27 protein-coding genes are annotated in these 17,491 nt (G+C 64.8%); 12 read left to right on the forward strand and 15 right to left on the reverse strand.

All coding sequences use genetic code 11. The features are described from left to right. The first annotated feature begins 61 nt into the window (after positions 1 to 61). Positions 62 to 379 carry a Dabb family protein gene (locus F3H26_RS12280; RefSeq protein ID WP_149776338.1) on the forward strand — a complete coding sequence of 106 codons (318 nt, stop codon included), beginning with the start codon at positions 62 to 64 and terminating at the stop codon, positions 377 to 379. Positions 380 to 437: 58 nt separating this feature from the next. On the opposite strand, the gene rpmE is transcribed toward F3H26_RS12280, so the two are convergent. Both rpmE and rplS read right to left on the reverse strand, forming a co-directional pair. Then, complete coding sequence (rpmE, locus tag F3H26_RS12285; RefSeq protein WP_005981219.1) at positions 438 to 659, reverse strand: 50S ribosomal protein L31; 222 nt, start codon at positions 657 to 659, stop codon at positions 438 to 440. 11 nt (positions 660 to 670) lie between these two features. Next, the gene (gene rplS, locus F3H26_RS12290; RefSeq protein WP_005981221.1) at positions 671 to 1,060 is read right to left on the reverse strand and encodes a 50S ribosomal protein L19; all 390 of its coding nucleotides are present in this window, start codon (positions 1,058 to 1,060) and stop codon (positions 671 to 673) included. Positions 1,061 to 1,440: 380 nt separating this feature from the next. On the opposite strand from rplS, the gene F3H26_RS12295 reads away from it, so the two are divergent. Beyond that, positions 1,441 to 2,235 (forward strand): glycoside hydrolase family 25 protein, encoded by a 795-nt coding sequence (locus F3H26_RS12295; protein ID WP_149776339.1) that lies wholly within the window; start codon positions 1,441 to 1,443, stop codon positions 2,233 to 2,235. Here the strand turns inward: F3H26_RS12295 and trmD are convergent. Genes trmD through ffh form a run of 10 tightly spaced genes read right to left on the reverse strand, consistent with a single transcriptional unit; the run spans position 2,232 to position 8,515 of the window. Then, positions 2,232 to 3,035, reverse strand: a complete 804-nt coding sequence (gene trmD, locus F3H26_RS12300) for a tRNA (guanosine(37)-N1)-methyltransferase TrmD (RefSeq protein ID WP_149776340.1) — start codon at positions 3,033 to 3,035, stop codon at positions 2,232 to 2,234. The two genes, F3H26_RS12295 and trmD, sit on opposite strands and share 4 nt — an antisense overlap. Then, positions 3,032 to 3,847 (reverse strand): hypothetical protein, encoded by an 816-nt coding sequence (locus F3H26_RS12305; RefSeq protein WP_149776341.1) that lies wholly within the window; start codon positions 3,845 to 3,847, stop codon positions 3,032 to 3,034. The genes trmD and F3H26_RS12305 overlap by 4 nt, the downstream gene beginning before the upstream one ends. Next, complete coding sequence (gene rimM, locus F3H26_RS12310; RefSeq protein WP_149776342.1) at positions 3,847 to 4,350, reverse strand: ribosome maturation factor RimM; 504 nt, start codon at positions 4,348 to 4,350, stop codon at positions 3,847 to 3,849. The genes F3H26_RS12305 and rimM overlap by 1 nt, the downstream gene beginning before the upstream one ends. Beyond that, a complete protein-coding gene (locus tag F3H26_RS19475) occupies positions 4,343 to 4,492 on the reverse strand; it encodes a hypothetical protein (protein ID WP_188127758.1) in 150 nt (49 codons plus the stop codon). Before F3H26_RS19475 ends, rimM begins: the two co-directional genes overlap by 8 nt. A 6-nt stretch (positions 4,493 to 4,498) precedes the next feature. Continuing rightward, on the reverse strand, positions 4,499 to 5,134 hold the full coding sequence (gene bluB / locus F3H26_RS12315; protein ID WP_149776343.1) for a 5,6-dimethylbenzimidazole synthase: 636 nt from the start codon (positions 5,132 to 5,134) through the stop codon (positions 4,499 to 4,501). A gap of 12 nt (positions 5,135 to 5,146) precedes the next feature. Beyond that, positions 5,147 to 5,515 carry a 30S ribosomal protein S16 gene (gene rpsP, locus F3H26_RS12320; protein WP_149776344.1) on the reverse strand — a complete coding sequence of 123 codons (369 nt, stop codon included), beginning with the start codon at positions 5,513 to 5,515 and terminating at the stop codon, positions 5,147 to 5,149. 41 nt (positions 5,516 to 5,556) lie between these two features. Next, entirely contained in the window at positions 5,557 to 5,853 is a 297-nt protein-coding gene (locus F3H26_RS12325; RefSeq protein ID WP_005981236.1) for a chorismate mutase, read from the reverse strand. Then, entirely contained in the window at positions 5,850 to 6,401 is a 552-nt protein-coding gene (locus F3H26_RS12330) for a GNAT family N-acetyltransferase (protein ID WP_149776345.1), read from the reverse strand. The genes F3H26_RS12325 and F3H26_RS12330 overlap by 4 nt, the downstream gene beginning before the upstream one ends. Beyond that, complete coding sequence (locus tag F3H26_RS12335) at positions 6,398 to 7,006, reverse strand: GNAT family N-acetyltransferase (protein WP_149776346.1); 609 nt, start codon at positions 7,004 to 7,006, stop codon at positions 6,398 to 6,400. Before F3H26_RS12335 ends, F3H26_RS12330 begins: the two co-directional genes overlap by 4 nt. Further along, complete coding sequence (gene ffh / locus F3H26_RS12340; protein ID WP_149776347.1) at positions 7,007 to 8,515, reverse strand: signal recognition particle protein; 1,509 nt, start codon at positions 8,513 to 8,515, stop codon at positions 7,007 to 7,009. Positions 8,516 to 8,773: 258 nt separating this feature from the next. On the opposite strand from ffh, the gene F3H26_RS12345 reads away from it, so the two are divergent. Continuing rightward, positions 8,774 to 9,304, forward strand: coding sequence for a prolyl-tRNA synthetase associated domain-containing protein (locus F3H26_RS12345; protein ID WP_149776348.1), 531 nt, complete (start codon positions 8,774 to 8,776; stop codon positions 9,302 to 9,304). 70 nt (positions 9,305 to 9,374) lie between these two features. On the opposite strand, the gene F3H26_RS12350 is transcribed toward F3H26_RS12345, so the two are convergent. Next, positions 9,375 to 9,956: an FMN-dependent NADH-azoreductase gene (locus tag F3H26_RS12350; RefSeq protein WP_149776349.1), complete on the reverse strand. Its 582-nt coding sequence runs from the start codon at positions 9,954 to 9,956 to the stop codon at positions 9,375 to 9,377. A gap of 121 nt (positions 9,957 to 10,077) precedes the next feature. Between F3H26_RS12350 and F3H26_RS12355 the strand changes: the two genes are divergently transcribed. The 3 genes from F3H26_RS12355 (at position 10,078) to F3H26_RS12365 (ending at position 12,357) form a co-directional block, all read left to right on the forward strand. Beyond that, a complete protein-coding gene (locus tag F3H26_RS12355) occupies positions 10,078 to 10,956 on the forward strand; it encodes a LysR family transcriptional regulator (protein ID WP_149776350.1) in 879 nt (292 codons plus the stop codon). Next, entirely contained in the window at positions 10,953 to 11,867 is a 915-nt protein-coding gene (locus tag F3H26_RS12360; protein WP_149776351.1) for a DMT family transporter, read from the forward strand. The genes F3H26_RS12355 and F3H26_RS12360 overlap by 4 nt, the downstream gene beginning before the upstream one ends. Positions 11,868 to 11,943: 76 nt before the next feature. Further along, complete coding sequence (locus F3H26_RS12365) at positions 11,944 to 12,357, forward strand: universal stress protein (RefSeq protein WP_149776352.1); 414 nt, start codon at positions 11,944 to 11,946, stop codon at positions 12,355 to 12,357. On the opposite strand, the gene F3H26_RS12370 is transcribed toward F3H26_RS12365, so the two are convergent. Next, positions 12,354 to 12,689, reverse strand: coding sequence for an ArsR/SmtB family transcription factor (locus tag F3H26_RS12370; RefSeq protein WP_040634579.1), 336 nt, complete (start codon positions 12,687 to 12,689; stop codon positions 12,354 to 12,356). The two genes, F3H26_RS12365 and F3H26_RS12370, sit on opposite strands and share 4 nt — an antisense overlap. Positions 12,690 to 12,920: 231 nt before the next feature. Between F3H26_RS12370 and F3H26_RS12375 the strand changes: the two genes are divergently transcribed. From F3H26_RS12375 to F3H26_RS12400, 6 genes are all read left to right on the forward strand, one after another. Beyond that, entirely contained in the window at positions 12,921 to 13,253 is a 333-nt protein-coding gene (locus tag F3H26_RS12375; protein ID WP_149776353.1) for an AtpZ/AtpI family protein, read from the forward strand. 2 nt (positions 13,254 to 13,255) lie between these two features. Then, positions 13,256 to 14,044 carry a F0F1 ATP synthase subunit A gene (locus F3H26_RS12380; protein ID WP_262504557.1) on the forward strand — a complete coding sequence of 263 codons (789 nt, stop codon included), beginning with the start codon at positions 13,256 to 13,258 and terminating at the stop codon, positions 14,042 to 14,044. A gap of 69 nt (positions 14,045 to 14,113) precedes the next feature. Continuing rightward, on the forward strand, positions 14,114 to 14,338 hold the full coding sequence (locus F3H26_RS12385; RefSeq protein ID WP_149776354.1) for a F0F1 ATP synthase subunit C: 225 nt from the start codon (positions 14,114 to 14,116) through the stop codon (positions 14,336 to 14,338). Between the two features lie 86 nt (positions 14,339 to 14,424). Then, a complete protein-coding gene (locus F3H26_RS12390) occupies positions 14,425 to 14,976 on the forward strand; it encodes a F0F1 ATP synthase subunit B' (protein WP_149776355.1) in 552 nt (183 codons plus the stop codon). 5 nt (positions 14,977 to 14,981) lie between these two features. Continuing rightward, the gene (locus tag F3H26_RS12395; RefSeq protein WP_149776356.1) at positions 14,982 to 15,542 is read left to right on the forward strand and encodes a F0F1 ATP synthase subunit B; all 561 of its coding nucleotides are present in this window, start codon (positions 14,982 to 14,984) and stop codon (positions 15,540 to 15,542) included. A gap of 173 nt (positions 15,543 to 15,715) precedes the next feature. After that, positions 15,716 to 16,576, forward strand: coding sequence for a glycosyltransferase family 2 protein (locus F3H26_RS12400; RefSeq protein WP_149776357.1), 861 nt, complete (start codon positions 15,716 to 15,718; stop codon positions 16,574 to 16,576). 11 nt (positions 16,577 to 16,587) lie between these two features. On the opposite strand, the gene F3H26_RS12405 is transcribed toward F3H26_RS12400, so the two are convergent. Further along, positions 16,588 to 17,358: an FCD domain-containing protein gene (locus F3H26_RS12405; RefSeq protein ID WP_149776358.1), complete on the reverse strand. Its 771-nt coding sequence runs from the start codon at positions 17,356 to 17,358 to the stop codon at positions 16,588 to 16,590. Positions 17,359 to 17,491 lie beyond the last annotated feature (133 nt).

Below are 17,491 nucleotides of genomic sequence, written 5' to 3' on the forward strand. Positions count from 1 at the left end.
CCGACGCCTTGGACCGCCGAAGACGATCCGACCACCCGCGCGTCAGAGAAAGGGATGGCCGATGATCCTGCACTGTGTTTTCTTCACCTTTCGCGCCGACGCGCCGCAGCAGGCGCGGCGGGACGTGGTGCAAGGCCTTTCGGACCTGTGCAGCGGGTTGGCTGGCGCGATTGGGTTCGACCATGGCCCCAACCGCGATTTCGAAGGAAAGTCGCAGGCCTGGCGCGACGGCTTCGTGATCCGGTTTGCCGATGCCGAGGCGCGGCGCAGCTATGCAGAACATCCGGTGCATCGGCGATTGGGCGGCCAACTGTGCGCATTGTGCGAAAACGGGGCCGAGGGCATCGTCGTGTTCGATCTGGACGTGCCCGACGGCTGACGCAGCCAATGAAAAAGGCCGCCCCGACGGGACGGCCTTGAAACGCGATGGCGTGGGATCAGAAGCCCAGGCCTTCGTATTTCTTCTTGAACTTCGACACACGGCCGCCCGCGTCCATCAGGCGCGACGAACCGCCGGTCCAGGCCGGGTGCGAGGACGGGTCGATTTCCAGGGCCAGCTGGTCGCCCTCGGCGCCCCAGGTGGATTTCATCTGAATGACGGTGCCGTCGGTCAGCTTGACGTCGATCAGGTGGTAATCGGGGTGGATGTCTTTTTTCATGGGTCCGCTCCTTACGCTTCGGCCTCGGCGCCAGCCTTGGGCTTGTAGTTGGTGACCTCTGCGATCCGGGCCGATTTGCCGCGGCGCGAGCGCAGGTAGTACAGTTTGGCGCGGCGGACACGGCCGCGGCGGACAACGGTGATGCTGTCGATGTTGGTCGAATACAGCGGGAACACGCGTTCCACGCCTTCGCCGAACGAAATCTTGCGGACGGTGAACGAACCGGCAATGCCATTGCCGTTCTTGCGCGCGATGCAGACGCCTTCGTAGTTCTGCACGCGGGTGCGCGAGCCTTCGGTCACCTTGTAGCCGACACGGATGGTGTCACCGGCTTTGAAATCGGGGATCTCTTTCCCCAGGGCGGCAATCTGTTCCGCCTCAAGCTGTGCGATCAGGTCCATCGCAGGTACTCCTATCTGCTCGTGGTTGGTCCACGAAGTTGGCACGGCCCGAGAGCTCTTGGTCTTCCCCGGGTCCCGCTTGCGCAGCCCGCCAGAGATCAGGTCGACTGTTCCTTCCGTGCGGTTTCGTGTGCAGCTTCCCCGATCCGAAGAAAGCCGGGTGCGATCCTGCGACACAAACCAAAACACCGGAGTCGCCGCAGGGCGCCACCGGATTTCGCCCGTTTAGGCAAATCGCGGGGGCAGATCAAGCCCAATTCACCGGGTTTCACTGGCGCAGCGGTGAAAATCCGCCGCCGCGGAACGCAAACATTGCGATATCCGGGTGCTCAGGCATGCTGGTGATGATCGGGCAACGACATCTGAGGCAGGACGACAGGATGCGCAAAGTCATAATCGGTGTGGCCATCGGCCTGTTGCTGTTGTCTTGCGGACGCCGCGCGCCAGCGCCCGACCTGCCGGCCGGGTACGACCGCTCGGCGCCACAGGCCCTGTATCCCGCCTTTGCCGATGCCGACCCGCATGACTGGAGCCGCCGCCGACCGGAACATTATCCCGTTCACGGGCTGGACGTGTCGCGCTGGCAGGGCCGGATCGACTGGCGCCGGGCCAAGGCCGCGGGCATCAGCTTTGTCTTCATCAAGGCGACCGAGGGCGGCGACGTGGCCGACCCGATGTTCGAAAACCACAGCCGCGGCGCGGCGGCGGCGGGTGTGCCCTGGGGCGCCTATCACTATTACTATTTTTGCCGCCCAGCGGCCGAGCAGGCCCGATGGTTCATCCGCAACGTGCCGCGCGGCGCCGACCTGCCGCATGTGCTCGACATGGAGTGGACGCCGCATTCGAAAACCTGCACCCTGCGTCCCGATCCCAAGACCGTCCGGGCCGAGGCGCAGCGGTTCCTGGATATCCTGGAGCGTCACTACGGCCGCCGGCCGATCGTGTACACCACGGTCGATTTCTATGCGGACACCGGCATCGGACGGCTGCCCAAAACCGAGTTCTGGCTGCGCTCGGTCGCGGGGCATCCGCGCACCGTCTATCCCCGGGCGGTCTGGCGGTTCTGGCAGTACACGGGCACCGGGCTGGTGCCGGGCGTGCAGGGGAGGGTGGACATCAACGCCTTCAACGGCTCGCCGGATCTGTGGGCGCGGTGGAAGGCCGGCGCGCCCTAGTCCTCGTCTCGCGCGTTGCGATAGGCGCCCCACAGATCGGGGCGGCGTTCGCGGGTGATCCGTTCCGACATCTGCTGCCGCCATTCGGCGATGCGGCCGTGATGGCCCGACATCAAAACCTCGGGGATCGGGCGGCCTTTCCATTCGGCCGGGCGGGTGTATTGCGGGTGTTCCAGCAAGCCGGACGAAAAGCTCTCCTCCTCGGCCGAGGCCTGGTTGCCCAGAACGCCGGGCAGCAGCCGCACGGTGGCGTCGATCAGCGCCTGCGCGGCGATCTCGCCCCCGGTCATCACGAAATCGCCCAGCGAGACCTCCTGGATGCCGTAATGCTCCAACACCCGCTCATCCACGCCTTCGAACCGGCCGCACAGCAGAGTCAGGCCGTCGCAGCGGGCGAAAGTCTGCATCATGCGCTGGTCCATCCGGCGGCCGCGCGGGCTGAGATAGATCAGGGGCCAGTTGCCCTGCACGCCGTCCATCGTGTGCTCGATCGCCGCGCCCAGCACGTCGGCGCGCAGCACCATGCCGGCGCCGCCGCCTGCGGGCGTGTCGTCGACATTGCGATGCTTGCCGATGCCGAACTGTCGCAGATCGACGGTTTCCAGCTGCCACAGCCCGTCTTGCAGGGCCTTGCCGGTCAGGCTTTCGCCCAGAACGCCGGGAAAGGCCGAAGGGAACAGCGTGATCACCTTGGCCTTCCACACGCCGTGCAGGTCCGGCGTGGGCGTCAACAGCTCGCGCGGCTTCAGGGTGGGGCGGATGGCCTTGCGGCCGTGGGATTTGGCGGGTTTGTCCGTCATGGCTGAGGGGTCAGGCTGTTCCGGGCGTCTTCGACGATGCGGGCCTTCTGCCGGACCAGCGCCGCCTCGTCCAGCCCCGATCGGTTCAGATCCAGCATCGCCTGCAGCGCGGCCTGGGGCAGGGCGGGGTTGGACAGGGTCGGCGCGACCAGTTGCGCGGCCTTTTCGCGCGGCAGGTTCAGGAATTCGGCAAAGGGCGTTCCGGGGCCGAACGGGCGCTCGCGCAGTTCTTCCAGCCATTCCGTCTGCACGCGGACCGAGGGCAGCCGGTCACGGATCGCCTCGGCGGTTTGCTGGGGCGAGGGCAGGTCGGCCAGCTTGTCGCGGAAGGCGTCGAAATCCAGGACCAGCCGGGTGCGCTGCAGGTCGTGCGCCCACAGGCTGCGCAGCCAGCTGCCGCGCTGGCGCAGCGACAGATAGACGGTGATGTCCAGCGGATCCCCTGCCAGCCGGTTGCGCACCATGTCCACGATGCAGGCCGCCAGTTCGGGGGCCGCGTCATAGCCCACCGCCGCATTGCGGCTGGGCCGCAGCCCGGCGAAATTCTCCTCGCTCAGCATCAGCCCGCGCTTTTCGCCGAAATCCAGCGAGTCGAGCAGGGCATGAAACTGCGAACCGAATTCGGCCAGCGTGCCCACCGTGCCATAGAGCGAATGGCGGGTGGCCGCCTCGGACAGCCCGCGCTTGCGGGTGACATAGGGCAGCACCAACGCGTGGTGCGGCCAGATGAGTTCGCGGTTTTCGAACAGAAACGACTGTGCCGCCGTGGTGCCCGTCTTGTGCAGACCCAGATGCAGCAGGATGCGCCGCATCACAGCAGCCCTTCGGGCGGGTCGGCGACGATGCGTCCGGCCTCAAGGTCAACCGTGGGGACCGCCGCCTTGGTGAAGGGCAGCAGCACGGTGGTTTTCAGCCCCGGCCCGTGCAGTTCCAGCAGGTCGTCGGCGCCGTGGTTCTGCACCGATTTGACCCGCCCCAACAGGGTGCCGCCGGTGTCATAGACCGCCAGCCCGATCAGGTCGGCGTGATAGAATTCGTCATCCGGCAGCGACGGCAACTGGTCGCGCCGGGCAAAAAGGCGCAGCCCCTTCAGGGCGTCGGCCTGCTCCTTGGTCTCGACCCCGCCCAGCCGCGCGGCAAACCCGTTCTTGATCGCGCGGGTGATTATCAGCGGATAGCGCTCGGTGCCGGTCTCGTCGGTCAGGGGAGAGTAGGTCTCGATATCCTCGGGAACCGCGCAGTAGCTTTTCAGGCGGACCTCGCCGCGTACGCCGAAGGACCCGGCGATGCTGCCGACACAGATCAGATCAGTCATTGGACATTTCCGTCGTCACACAAGTTCCGTTCATCCACCGGCCGATTTCGGCGCAGGCTTCGCGTTGGTTGCTGCGTTCAAAGAACACGCCCACAATAAAGGCGATCAGCAACAGGATGGGAAGGCGTATCAATCCGAACATGGCATCCTACCGCACGTCCACCGGCAGGCTGCCGCGGCGGGACTCCCAGCCCAGGGTTTCCAGCTCGGGCGTGTCCGAGCTTTCCTCGGGCCAACCCACGCAGAAATAGCCAATCAGCCGCCAGCCCCCGGGTACCGACAGGTCGCGGGCCAGCCGGTCGGGATCGAGGATCGAGACCCAGCCCAGCCCCAGCCCATGCGCGCGAAGCGCCAGCCAGAACAAAGTGACGGCCGAGACCACCGAATAGCGGCGCATTTCGGGCATGGTGCCCGCGCCCAGCCCCTGGCCCTTGTCGGTGGCGTCATCGCAGAACACCGCCAGCTGAACCGGCGCCTCTTGCATGCCCGACAGTTTCAGCTGGCTGTACAACTGCGCCCGGTCGCCGGAATAACCCGCAAGCGCGGCGTCATTGGCGGCCTTGAAATTCTTCAGCGCCGCGGTCCGGGCCGCGGGGCTTTCGACGCGGATCACGCGCCACGGTTCGCTCAGCCCCACCGAAGGGGCCAGCTGAAACGCGTCGAGGCAGCGCGTCAGCACTGCCTCGTCCACCGCGTCGGTGCGGAACCGGCGCACGTCGCGCCGGAGCCGCATCAACAGATCGAACTGCGTGCGGAATTCGTCGGTAAAGGCCTGATCCTGCACGCGCCCGCCTGTTTATTCTTCTGCAGCGGCTTCTTCTGCCGGAGCAGCAGCCTTGGCAGCCTTTTCTTCGGCACGTTCCTGGGCTTTCTTGCCCGGGGTGCCCTTTTTGGGGTTGTTGCGCTCGGTCTTCTCCTTGGCGCCGGCGGCTTCCAGCATGCGGGCGATCCGGTCGGTCGGCTGCGCGCCCTGGTCCAGCCAGTACTGGATGCGCTCCATGTTCATCTTCACGCGCTCTTCGCTGTCTTTCGGCAGCAGCGGGTTGTAGGTGCCCAGCTTCTCGATGAAGCGGCCGTCACGCGGCATGCGGCTGTCCGCTGCAACGATGCGGTAGAAGGGGCGCTTTTTCGAGCCGCCACGGGCCAGACGGATTTTCATTGCCATTGTGGTATCTCCTTTGGATGGCGTTGGCCGGATTGCTCCGGCTATTTCTGGTGCTTCTTGTGGTGTCGGATGACTTCCTGAATGATGAAATTCAGGAAAGCCTTGGCAAAATCGGGGTCCAGATCCGCCTCTTTCGCCAGGTCTTCGAGCCGTGCGATCTGCGCGGCCTCGCGCGAGGGATCGGACGGGGGAAGGTCGTGTTCGGCCTTTAGCTTGCCAACGGCTTGGGTGTGCTTGAACCGCTCGGCCAGCGTATAGACCAGGATCGCATCCAGCCGGTCGATGCTTTCGCGGTGGTCTTTCAGCAAGGCCGCGGCCCGCGTCACGGGATTGTTCATTGGCCGGTCCTTTCGGTGGTCAGATCGGTCGTTGACGTGTCGAGTTTCGGGTGCCGCCAGATCTGTGCCGACTTGCCCAGCACTTCGCCCTCGCGCTCGTAGGTCGCGCCGAGACGCTGTGCCAGAGCGCGCGAACGGTCATTGGCGTGGGCGATATAGCTGATGACGCCGTTCAGCCCCTGATGGCGCGCCGCGTGGTCGCGGGCGGCCTGCGCGGCCTCGAAGCCCAGGCCCTTGCCCTCGGCCTGCTCCATCAGGGTCCAACCCAGCTCGGGTTCGTCCCAGCCCGGCACATAGATCATGCCGGTCCAGCCTGCGAAAGCATCGCTGGCCTTTTCGGTCAGGTGCCACAGGCCGTAGCCACGCAGCGCCCAATGGCCCAGACGGTTGGCCAGCACGCTCCAGCACTCTGCCGCATCTCTGGGCCCGCCCACCATGTGGCTGCGCTCGGTCGCATAGAACGCGGTCATGGCCAGCAGGTCGTCCGGATGCGGCGCCCGCAGGATCAGGCGTTCGGTCTCAAGGGTCGGGATGGCGAAGGTCGTCATGCGTAGGCCTCCATCCCGCCATCGTCGTTGCCGGGCAGGTGGCGATAGACCCGAACCGGCTCGTCGAACCCGGCCTCGGCCTGCAGGTCGCGCTGGGCGCCCAGGCGCTCGGCCACGCGGGCCGAGGCTGCGTTGTCGGGGTCCACATAGCTGACCAATGACGGCAGGGCCTGCGGCCCCAGCGCAAAGTCGCGGGCGGCTTCGGCCGCTTCGGTTGCGATGCCACGCCCTTCGGCGGCTTCGGTCAGCAGATAGCCCAGCTCGTGTTCGCGGTCGCCGAATTCCATGCCGACCGACACGAAGCCCAGAACCTGACCGCCCGCGCGGTCCTCGATGGCCCACAGGCCGGCGCCGCGCAGCAACCAGCCCGCGACGTATTGCGAGAAATCCAGCCAGGCCGCCTGCCGGTCAAACGGGCCGTCCATGTGTTTGGCGCGGTTCGACATCAGAATGTCGGCATAGGTGTCGAAATCCCCGATCCGCGGCGCGCGCAGCGCCAGCCGCGCGGTCTCCAGCCGCGGCAAGTCCGCAGCCAGCCGCGCCGACAGCGCGGCAGCGGGGCCGGAGGCCGGAGCCTCCCAGGGATATGCGACGGGCGCGGTCACTTACTTTTTCTTTCCGAATCCGCTCAGGCCGGGGGGCAAGGCCATGCCGCCGCCCATGCCGGGCAGGCCGCCGGGCATCTTGCCGCCCATCGCCTTGGCCGCGGCTTCCAGCGCCTTGGGGTCCATGCCTGCGGCCATTTCTTCGGGGCTGGGCCCGCCCTTGCCGAACATGCCTTTCATGGCCTGTTTCAGCATCTTGCCTTTGCCCATCTTGCCCATCTTCTTCATCATGTCCGACATCTGCCGGTGCATCTTGAGCAGCTTGTTGACGTCGCTGACGTCCATGCCCGAACCGGCCGCGATGCGTTTCTTGCGGCTGGCCTGCAGCAGCGCGGGGTTGGCGCGTTCCTTCTTGGTCATCGACTGGATCATGGCGATCTGCTGCCGCAGGATCCGGTCGTCCAGCCCGGCCTGATCCATCTGCTTGGCCATCTTGCCCATGCCCGGCATCATGCCCATCAGGCCCTGCATGCCGCCCATCTGGATCATCTGTTCCAGCTGCATCTTCAGGTCGTTCATGTTGAACTGACCCTTCATCATGCGCTTCATCATGCGCTCGGTCTGCTCGAGCTCCATGGTCTCCTGGGCCTTTTCGACCAGGGCCACGATGTCGCCCATGCCCAGGATCCGGCCCGCGATGCGGTCCGGCTCGAAGGTTTCCAGCGCATCCATCTTCTCGCCCAGACCGACGAAGCGGATGGGCTTGCCGGTCACTGCGCGCATCGACAGGGCCGCGCCGCCGCGGCCGTCACCGTCCATCCGGGTCAGGACCACGCCCGTGATGCCGACCTTGGCGTCGAACTCCTCGGCCACCTCGACGGCGACCTGGCCGGTCAGGCCGTCAACCACCAGCAGGGTCTCGCGCGGGTCCACCACGTTGCGGACCTGCTCGACCTCGTCCATCAGGACTTCGTCGATATGCAGACGGCCCGCGGTATCCAGCATGTAGACGTCATAGCCGCCCAGCGTGGCCTGCTGCTTGGCGCGCTTGGCGATGTCCACCGGTTTCTGGCCGGGAACGATCGGCAGAGTGTCCACCCCGATCTGGGTGCCCAGCACCGCCAGCTGGTCCATCGCCGCCGGGCGATAGACGTCCAGCGAGGCCATCAGGACCTTCTTGCCCTCTTTTTCTTTCAGGCGTTTCGCCAGCTTGCCGGTGGTGGTGGTCTTGCCCGAGCCCTGCAGACCGACCATCAGGATCGGCGCAGGCGGGTTGTCGATCTTCAGCTTTCCGGGGTCGTCCTCGCCGCGCAGGGTATCGACCAGCGCGTCATGCACGATCTTGACGACCTGCTGGCCCGGCGTGATCGACTTGGTGACCGCCTGGCCGGTCGCCTGCTCCTGCACCTTCTTGACGAACGCACGCGCCACCGGCAGCGATACGTCGGCCTCCAGCAGCGCCACGCGAACCTCGCGCAGGGCGGTCTTGACGTCTTCCTCGGACAGGGCGCCCTGTTTGGTCAGCCGGTCAAAGACGCCAGAGAGGCGTTCGGATAGATTTTCAAACATGCCTTCGGCCTCCTTCGCCGGTTGTCGGTTGGCGCCCCATAGATAGGGGCGGACGGGTCAATGCACAAACGCCCCCACGGGCGAAACTCGCTGGTGGGGGGCGATCCCTGAACGACTCAAGGGACCGGAAGAACAGACGCTTCCGGATGTTGCCTTGGCGTTTAGGCCCATTGGCCACCTGAGTCAACCATCCGCGCCTGCCGGGTTGCATCGTCTGGCCCCGTCGGCCATCACTGGCGCAATATTCGGGAGAAGACCATGGACGCCTCATCCGCCTTTCAGGACACATTGCCGCTCAGTTCCGATGCACTGCTGGCGCAGCTGGACGATTGGGGGCTGCCCTATCGCCTGCACAGCCACGTCCCGCTGCGGACGGTCGAAGAGTCGAAGGCGGTCGAAGATCAGTTCATGGTGCCGGGCGAAAACGCGTTGCGGCTCAAGAACCTGTATCTGCGCGACAAGAAAAAGCGGAACTACCTGGTGACGCTGGAACAGAGCCGCGAGATCGACCTCAAGGCGCTGGGTGCCGAACTGGGGGTGGGCAACCTGTCCTTCGGGTCGGCGGATCGGCTGATGCAGAACCTCGGTATCCGTCCCGGCGCGGTCAGCCCGCTGGCGATGATCAACGGCGTGGGCAACGATGTGCGGTTCTTCATGGACGACGCGGCGCGGCGCGCGGACGTGATCTATATGCATCCGCTGGTCAACGACCGGACGGTGGCCATGGCGCGCGACGACCTGATGGCCTTCTTCGACCGCACCGGGTGCGGGGTCACCTGGCTGCCCTGAAAGGCGCGCCCGTCCGAGCGCGCCTGACGGGGAGTGGAATACCGGGCGCCACCGGCGGCGCCCGGTCGCATCAGGCGGCCAGTTCGGCCACGGCTTTCTGCGCGTTGCTCAGCGCGGCTTCCGGATCCAGCGCCATGCGGTCGGCGGCCACCACATCCACGTCGTGGATGCCGATGAAGCCCAGTACATGGCGGGCGTATCCGGTTGCAAAGTCGATCTCGGACCCCACCGCGGTACCGCCCGAAGCGATGGCGAGGATGGCGCGTTTGCCCTCCAGCAGGCCCTTGGGGCCATTCTCGGTATACGAGAACGTCAGGCCCGCACGGGCGACCAGGTCGATCCAGGCCTTGAAGGCGGCCGGGACCGAGAAATTGTAGATCGGCAACCCGATCACCACCGTGTCGGCCTGCTGCAGTTCCCTGACCACCTCGTCCGACAGGGCCAGCAGGTCACGCTGGGTGGCGTCGCGTTGATCGGCGGGGGTGAAGTTGGCGGTGATCCAGTCCTCGGTCAGCAGGGGCAGGGGGGTGGCCAGATCGCGGCGGATGATGCGGCTGGCGCCCAGGTGCTGGACGATGCGGGCCGACAGGTCGCGGGTGGCCGAGCCGGTGCGGCGGGCCGAGGCGTCGATATGCAGGATGGTCTTTGTCATGGCATGGGTCCTTCTCAGGGTTCGGATTTTGCGTCTGAGCCCAATATGAGTATTGCGTGAGCGAACGAAACTGGGATAAATCAACAGGCATTGTTGGAAATTGCACAGAATTGGTTTTGTCATGGACAATTGGGACGAGGTCCGCACCGCCTATCAGGTTGCGCGCATGGGCACGGTCAGCGGCGCGGCCGAGGTTCTGGGGGTGCATCACGCCACGGTGATCCGCCATATCGACGCGATCGAGGCCCGGCTGAAGGTCAAGCTGTTCCAGCGCCACGCGCGCGGCTACACCCCGACCGAGGCGGGCGAGGATCTGCTGCGCGTGGCCCAGGCCACCGAGGATCAGTTCAACCAGCTGGTCGGGCGGCTGAAGGGGCGCGGAGACGATGTCTCGGGCGAGCTGGTGGTGACCTCGCTGGTCTCGCTGGCGCCGCTGGTGGTGCCCACGCTCACCGCGTTCCAGCAGGACCATCCCGACCTGATCGTGCGCTATTTGACCGGCGACCGCCTGTTCCGCCTGGAATACGGCGAGGCGCATGTGGCCATCCGGGCCGGTGCGGCCCCCGACCAGCCGGACAATGTGGTGCAGCCCTTCATGACGCAAGAGGTGGGGCTTTATGCCAGTCAGGATTACATCGCGCGGCGCGGCCTGCCCGCGGGCGTCGAGGATTTCGCCAACCACGCCTTCGTCGGGGCGGATGATGAAAACAGCCGCGCGCCCTTTTCACGCTGGCTGCGCGCCATTGTCCCGGCCGAGGCGATCACCTTCCGCTGTTCCAACAACTTCACCGTGGCCGAGGCGGTACTGGCCGGGGCGGGGATCGGCTTCATGGCCCGGTGGGAGGCCGGCCGCCATCCGCAGTTGCAGGAGGTGATGGAGCCGCTGCCGGAATGGGCCGGCAACCTGTGGTTGGTGACCCATGTGGACCTGCACCGAACCAACAAGGTGCAGACCTTTCTTAAATTCCTCAAGGAGCAGGCCAAGGACTGGCTGCCATGAGCCCGCAGGCGCGTGGCCATCTGGCCATGCTGGTGTTCTCGGCGCTGGTGGCGGGCAGTTTCTCGCTGGGTTCGATGATTGCCAACGAGATCGCGCCGGCGGCGTTGAACGCCGCGCGGTTCGCGATTGCCGGCGTGGTGATCGGCATCGCGGCGCTGATGACGACCGGCCTGCCGCGCAGCGCGGCGCGTGCGCCGTGGCGCTATCTGGTGCTGGGCGGGCTGTTCTCGGCCTATTTCGTGCTGATGTTCTACGGGCTGAAGACCGCGCCGCCGGTTAGCGCGGCGGCGGTGTTTACCCTGACGCCGATCCTGTCGGCGGTGGCGGGGTGGGTGTTGCTGCGCCAGATCACCACCCCGCACATGGCCCTTGCATTGAGCGTGGGCGCGGTTGGCGCGCTGTGGGTGGTGTTCCGCGCCGATTGGCTGGCCTTTCGCGCCTTCGAGATCGGGCAGGGCGAGATCATCTATTTCTGGGGCTGCGTGGCCCATGCGATCTATACGCCCATGGTGCGCAAGCTGAACCGGGGCGAGCCGCCGGTCGTGTTCACTTTCGGCACGTTGTTGGCCGGGTGCGCGGTGCTGACGGTGTTCGGCTGGTCCGACATCCGCGCGACCGACTGGGCCAACCTGCCGGCGATCGTCTGGATCGGCCTGCTCTATGTCGCCATCTGCGCCAGCGCGGCCACCTTCGTTCTGTTGCAATATGCCACGCTGCTGCTGCCTTCGGCCAAGGTCATGGCCTATACCTACCTGACGCCCAGCTGGGTGATCATCTGGCAGATCGCGCTGGGCCAGCCGGCGCCGAACGTTTTGGTCCTGGTGGGGATCGGCTTGACGATCCTGGCCTTGGTCCTGCTGCTGAAGGGTGATGACCTGCGCAGCGCCGATCGTCAGCCCGTGCCGCGCTGACGCCCGCCGGTTGAGGCAGATCAAGGGGCGGCCTGCACGGCCCGGCTAGGCTGCGCCAAGGACAAGGAGGAACCCCATGTTCAAGCACATCATGTTTCCCGTCGATCTGCACTTGCCGCCCGAAGGGCGCAAAGCCGCCGAGGTTGCGGCCCAGGTCGCCCGATGGCAGGGGGCGCGGATCACCATCGTTAGTGTCACCAGCAACCAGCCCGGAGACCCGACCCAGACCGAAAGCGCGATCCATGACCATCTGTCCGATCTGGCGGACGAGCTGTCCCAGGCCAGCGGCGTGCCGGTCGATTTCCTCAATATCCACTCGGTGGACGTGGCGGCCGAGGTCGATGGCGATCTGGCCCGCACCGCCGAAGAGATCGGCGCCGACCTGATCGTCATCGGCACCCATGCGCCGCGGATCACCGATTTCATCCTGTCCAGCCATGCCGGATACCTGGCCAAACATGCCAGCATGTCGGTCTTCGTGGTGCGCTAGGCCTCGTCACCAGCGGACAGTTGGTTTTCCAGGAACCGCTCGAACGCGTCCAGATTGACCGGTTCGAACTGCCCGAACCCCTGCATCCAGACCGAGGCCGCGCGCAGCGCGTCGGGTTCCAGCTTGCACCATTTCACCCGGCCGCGCTTTTCCTGACTGATCAGCCCCGCGCGGGTCAGGATCGTCAGGTGTTTCGAGATCGCCGCCAGCGACATCTCGAACGGCTCGGCCACGTCGGTGACGGCCATGTCATCCTCGAGCAGCATCGCCAGAATCGCGCGCCGCGTGGGGTCGGCCAAGGCCGCAAAGACGGTATCGAGGTCATCGGACATGACCCCGCTGAACCACAGCGGGAAAGCTTGGTCAACCATTTGGTTGAATATGCGGATTCAGGGCTTTTCGGGCCAACGCGGACCCGACGCCCAGGCGGAACGACAGGCTGGGGCGAGAAAAACAGAAATAAAACAACGGCTTGATCTGCGGCAATTGGGGTCATCAAGGCCGTTGACTCTGCGCCGCGTGCCGCTTAGCAACTGCGCCAAGACTGTGCGAGGAAACCGCCCGTGACCGATGACGACCCAAAGCAGCGCCTGACGCAGCTTGAGGCGCGGATCGAAGCGGCGAAAAAGGCCAAGCAACCGCAGGCCCGCGCAGACGCCGACATATCCGGGGGCGAATTGGCCTGGCGGATGGTCATCGAGATGGTATCCGGTCTTGGGATCGGATTTGGCATCGGGTACGGGCTGGACAGCCTGTTCGGGACGATCCCGATCTTCCTGGTGCTGTTTACATTGCTGGGTCTCGTCGCCGGGGTGAAGGTCATGCTCCGCAGCGCTCAGGAGGCCCAAGAGAAACAAGCGGCCGCGACAACGGCCGAGAAGGACGAGAGGGACTGAACGTGGCAAGCGAGACCACCGCAGCACACGGCGCCGCAGGCGCAGAACACGCAGCAGAAGGCAGCAGCCTGGTGTTCCATCCCATGGACCAGTTCATCGTCAAGCCGCTGTTCGGCGGCGACACGATCGCCTGGTACACGCCCACCAACGTGACCCTGTGGCTGTTCTTTGCGGTTCTGGCCATCATCGGCCTGCTGGTGCTGAGCACCTCGAAGCGCGCCATCGTGCCGACCCGCATGCAGTCGATCGCCGAGTTGGCCTACGGCTTCATCTACAAGATGCTGGAAGACATCTGCGGCAAGGAAGGCGTCAAGTTCTTCCCCTATGTCATGACCCTGTTCATGTTCATCGTCACCGCGAACTTCCTGGGCCTGATCCCGACCTCGTTCACCACGACATCGCATTTCGCGGTCACAATTCCGCTGGCGCTGGCGGTGTTCCTGACCGTGACCGTTCTGGGCTTTGTCAAGAACGGCGCCGGGTTCCTCAGCCTGTTCTGGGTGTCCAGCGCGCCGCTGGCGCTGCGCCCGATCCTGGCGATCATCGAGCTGATCTCGTACTTCGTGCGTCCGGTCAGCCACTCGATCCGTCTTGCGGGCAACGTCATGGCGGGCCACGCCGTGATCAAGGTGTTCGCCGGATTCGCCGCGATCGCCGCGATCTCGCCCGTGTCGGTTCTGGCGATCACCGCGATGTATGGCCTCGAGGTCCTGGTGGCCTTCATCCAGGCCTACGTTTTCACCATTCTGACCTGTGTTTACCTCAAGGACGCACTGCATCCGCATCACTGATCGGGGCGTGATCCCGGCACAGGAACGATAACCCAAAATCGAAACTTCCAATTCGTAAGGAGATACATCATGGAAGGCGATCTCGCACACATCGGCGCAGGCCTGGCAGCAATCGGTTCCGGCGCGGCCGCAATCGGGGTGGGCAACGTGGCAGGCAACTTCCTGGCCGGCGCTCTGCGCAACCCTTCGTCGGCTGCTTCGCAGACCGCAACCCTGTTCATCGGTATCGCATTCGCAGAAGCCCTGGGGATCTTCGCATTCCTGGTCTCGCTGCTGCTGATGTTCGCCGTGTAATCTGCGGAACCTGATCCTTACGCGCAGGTGGGCCCAAGCCATAGCGGCCCACCTGTTGTAAAGACAACGTTCCGACGGAGGACATCATGGCGACAGAACCCATAGCTGCAGAAGCAGTCGGCAAATGCGTCGATTCCCATGGCTCGGCCATCGGGATGCCGCAGCTCTGCTTCGATTGGTTCCCCAACCAGATCTTCTGGCTGGTCATTACGCTGGTCGTCATCTTTCTGGTCCTGTCCCGCGTGGCCCTGCCGCGCATCGCGGCGATCCTGGCCGAGCGTCAGGGGACCATTACAAATGACCTGGCCGCGGCCGAAGACCTGAAGGCCAAAGCGGTCGAGGCCGAAGAGGCCTACAACAAGGCGCTGGCCGATGCCCGTGCCGAGGCGCAGCGGATCGCAGCCGAAGCGCGCGCCGAAATCCAGGCCGACCTGGATGACGCGATCGCCAAGGCGGATGCGGAAATCGCGGCCAAGGCGGCCGAGTCCGAAAAGGCGATTGCCGAGATCCGGGCCGGAGCGCTGGAAAGCATTCAAGTGGTTGCCAAGGACGTGGCGGCCGAGCTGGTCACCGCACTGGGCGGCAAGGCGGATGCCGATGCCATCGCAGGTGCCGTCGAAGCACAGCTGAAAGGATAAGTGACATGCGGAACATCCTTGCCCTTGTCCTGACCGCAGGCGCCGCCAGCCCGGCCTTTGCCGCAAGCGGCCCGTTCTTCTCGCTGGGCAACACCGATTTCGTGGTGTTGCTGGGCTTCATCGTCTTCATCGCGGTGCTGTTCTATTTCAAGGTGCCCGGCATGATCGGCGGTGCGCTGGACAATCGCGCCCAGGGCATTCAGGCCGAACTGGACGAAGCCCGCGCCTTGCACGAAGAAGCGCGTGGCCTGCTGGCCTCGTACGAGCGCAAGCAACGCGAGGTTCAGGCCCAGGCTGACGCCATCGTGGCCGCGGCCAAGGAAGACGCCGTTCTGGCGGCCGAACAGGCCAAGGCCGACCTTGAGAAGTCGATTGCCCGTCGTCTGGCGGCTGCTCAGGATCAGATCGCCTCGGCCGAGGCCGCAGCGGTCAGAGAGGTCCGGGATCAGGCCGTTGCCGCAGCCGTTGCCGCCGCGCAGTCGGTCCTGGCCAAGCAGATGACCGCGGCTCAGGCCAACAAACTGATCGACGAGGCCATCACGACCGTGGCGCAGAAACTGCATTGATCCGCTGCAGGTAGCCGTGATCGGCAGCTGTTTGCCGACGCAATGCAGAGTTTCACGACGGTTGCACAAGGTTCGGTGAGGGCAGATTTTGCCCTTGCCGTTTTTTTTGTCTATTCTGGACCGGAATAAATTTGATCGATTCACGGCTTCCCCAGCCAGGCCCATGGTAAGATATGACGCAGTTGCCCCGGATCAGCGTTGTGATCCCGAACCTCAATTGCGCCGAGTTTCTCGAGCGCACGATTCGCTCGGTCATAGATCAGAACTATCCCAACCTTGAACTGATCCTTTCCGATGGCGGCAGTACGGATGGGTCCCTTGAAATCGTCGAAAAGTATCGAAATTTCTTTTCTGCGGTTCTGTCCGAACCAGATGACGGACAAGCCCACGCAATAAATCGGGGCTTTGCGGTGTCGACCGGAGAGGTGATGGGATGGATCAATTCGGACGATGTCCTGATGCCCGGTGGTCTGTCGCTTGTGGGCTCGATCTTTGCGCTCAATCCCTCGGTTGAGTGGCTGACCGGTCGGGTGACCTGTATCGACGAGGTCGATCAGGTCTTGAGCGTCCGCCGTCCGCGACCTGTGACGCACACGCGGTTCCTTGCGGCCGATTACCAATGGATACAGCAGGAATCGACCTTCTGGCGCCGCAGCCTGTGGGATGTTGCAGGCGGTGGGTTGAACCAGTCACTCCGCCTTGCCGTGGACGGCGAACTGTGGCTGAGGTTTTCCAGGCACGCGACGATGCTGTCCGTGCATAACCAAATTGGCGCGTTCAGGTTCCGCAGCGGACAACGGTCAGAAGATATCGAAGCCTACCATGCGGAAATGCTCGAGGTGATCGATGCCGAGCGCGCGACGGTCGTGCCGCAGGATGATTTGGTGCGCCGTATCCTCGATGAACCGCTCAAGCTGCGGACCCGCAAGGAGGCAAACGCGACGTTTCCCGATCTGCGCAAACGCGACCCCGCGCCTTTTGCTCGGCCGCAGTTGTGGAAGCACAGGCTGCTGCGACGGTTGCACCGGATCTGATCCGAAGTCGCCTAACGCGTGCCGGTCTCGTGTTCCAGGCGCTGGCGCGCGATGCATTCGTTGCGCTGCGCCTTCTGCTGGTCCTGCATGCAGCGTTCGACGAAGCTCAGGTGCTGCTCCACCGCCTGCCGGGCCGCTTCGGGGTCGCGGGCCTGAAGGGCTGCGTTGATCGCCCTGTGCTGGTTCAGGATTGCGTCGCGCGTCGTGCGCTGGTGGAACATGATCTGACGGTTGTAGAACACGCCCTGCCGCAACAGATCGAACATCGACCGCATCATGTGCAGCATCACCACGTTGTGGCTGGCCTCGATGATCGCCATGTGGAACTGCGCGTCCAGATGGGCCTCGTCATCGGCCGCGTTGCGGGCATGGGCGGCCTCCATCTTGTCGAAAATCGCCTGGATCACCTTCAGGTCGCTGTCCGAGCCCAGCCGCGCGGCGCGTTCGGCCGCCAGCCCTTCCATGTCGCGCCGGAACGACAGGTAGTCGAACACGGCCTCGTCATGGCTGCTGAACAGTCGGATCAGCGCCGGCGAAAAGGCCGAGCCCAGAACCTCGGCCACGTAGATGCCCGACCCGGCCTTGGCGGTCAGCAGGCCCTGTTCCTGCAGTTGCGAGATCGCCTCGCGCAGCGACGGGCGCGACACGCCCAGCCGATCGGCCAGTTCGCGCTCGGGCGGCAGGCGCTCACCGGGGCGCAGGATCCCGCGCAGGATCAGCAACTCGATCTGTTTGACCACGGCCAGGGACAGTTTCTCGGTCTGGACTTTCTGAAAGGGCATCGGAGCATCGCTGAAAATTGGTCAAATCATATGACCACACATGCCCGGCCCGCGCAAGAACGGGCCGCGATCACATTGGCTGAAATACTAGGTCAGCATTATTGACTTTAAGCGCGGAGGTCATAGCGTCAGT

It is taken from the genome of Ruegeria intermedia (genome assembly GCF_900129345.1).
GTDB classification, from domain to species: domain Bacteria; phylum Pseudomonadota; class Alphaproteobacteria; order Rhodobacterales; family Rhodobacteraceae; genus Ruegeria; species Ruegeria intermedia.

Coding starts and splice junctions, on each gene's coding strand:
- F3H26_RS12280 (WP_149776338.1), top strand. CDS start 62: ATGATCCTGCACTGTGTTTTCTTCACCTTTCGCGCCGACGCGCCGCAG.
- rpmE (WP_005981219.1), bottom strand. CDS start 659: ATGAAAAAAGACATCCACCCCGATTACCACCTGATCGACGTCAAGCTG.
- rplS (WP_005981221.1), bottom strand. CDS start 1,060: ATGGACCTGATCGCACAGCTTGAGGCGGAACAGATTGCCGCCCTGGGG.
- F3H26_RS12295 (WP_149776339.1), top strand. CDS start 1,441: ATGCGCAAAGTCATAATCGGTGTGGCCATCGGCCTGTTGCTGTTGTCT.
- trmD (WP_149776340.1), bottom strand. CDS start 3,035: ATGACGGACAAACCCGCCAAATCCCACGGCCGCAAGGCCATCCGCCCC.
- F3H26_RS12305 (WP_149776341.1), bottom strand. CDS start 3,847: ATGCGGCGCATCCTGCTGCATCTGGGTCTGCACAAGACGGGCACCACG.
- rimM (WP_149776342.1), bottom strand. CDS start 4,350: ATGACTGATCTGATCTGTGTCGGCAGCATCGCCGGGTCCTTCGGCGTA.
- F3H26_RS19475 (WP_188127758.1), bottom strand. CDS start 4,492: ATGTTCGGATTGATACGCCTTCCCATCCTGTTGCTGATCGCCTTTATT.
- rpsP (WP_149776344.1), bottom strand. CDS start 5,515: ATGGCAATGAAAATCCGTCTGGCCCGTGGCGGCTCGAAAAAGCGCCCC.
- F3H26_RS12325 (WP_005981236.1), bottom strand. CDS start 5,853: ATGAACAATCCCGTGACGCGGGCCGCGGCCTTGCTGAAAGACCACCGC.
- F3H26_RS12330 (WP_149776345.1), bottom strand. CDS start 6,401: ATGACGACCTTCGCCATCCCGACCCTTGAGACCGAACGCCTGATCCTG.
- ffh (WP_149776347.1), bottom strand. CDS start 8,515: ATGTTTGAAAATCTATCCGAACGCCTCTCTGGCGTCTTTGACCGGCTG.
- F3H26_RS12345 (WP_149776348.1), top strand. CDS start 8,774: ATGGACGCCTCATCCGCCTTTCAGGACACATTGCCGCTCAGTTCCGAT.
- F3H26_RS12350 (WP_149776349.1), bottom strand. CDS start 9,956: ATGACAAAGACCATCCTGCATATCGACGCCTCGGCCCGCCGCACCGGC.
- F3H26_RS12355 (WP_149776350.1), top strand. CDS start 10,078: ATGGACAATTGGGACGAGGTCCGCACCGCCTATCAGGTTGCGCGCATG.
- F3H26_RS12360 (WP_149776351.1), top strand. CDS start 10,953: ATGAGCCCGCAGGCGCGTGGCCATCTGGCCATGCTGGTGTTCTCGGCG.
- F3H26_RS12365 (WP_149776352.1), top strand. CDS start 11,944: ATGTTCAAGCACATCATGTTTCCCGTCGATCTGCACTTGCCGCCCGAA.
- F3H26_RS12370 (WP_040634579.1), bottom strand. CDS start 12,689: ATGTCCGATGACCTCGATACCGTCTTTGCGGCCTTGGCCGACCCCACG.
- F3H26_RS12385 (WP_149776354.1), top strand. CDS start 14,114: ATGGAAGGCGATCTCGCACACATCGGCGCAGGCCTGGCAGCAATCGGT.
- F3H26_RS12390 (WP_149776355.1), top strand. CDS start 14,425: ATGGCGACAGAACCCATAGCTGCAGAAGCAGTCGGCAAATGCGTCGAT.
- F3H26_RS12395 (WP_149776356.1), top strand. CDS start 14,982: ATGCGGAACATCCTTGCCCTTGTCCTGACCGCAGGCGCCGCCAGCCCG.
- F3H26_RS12400 (WP_149776357.1), top strand. CDS start 15,716: ATGACGCAGTTGCCCCGGATCAGCGTTGTGATCCCGAACCTCAATTGC.
- F3H26_RS12405 (WP_149776358.1), bottom strand. CDS start 17,358: ATGCCCTTTCAGAAAGTCCAGACCGAGAAACTGTCCCTGGCCGTGGTC.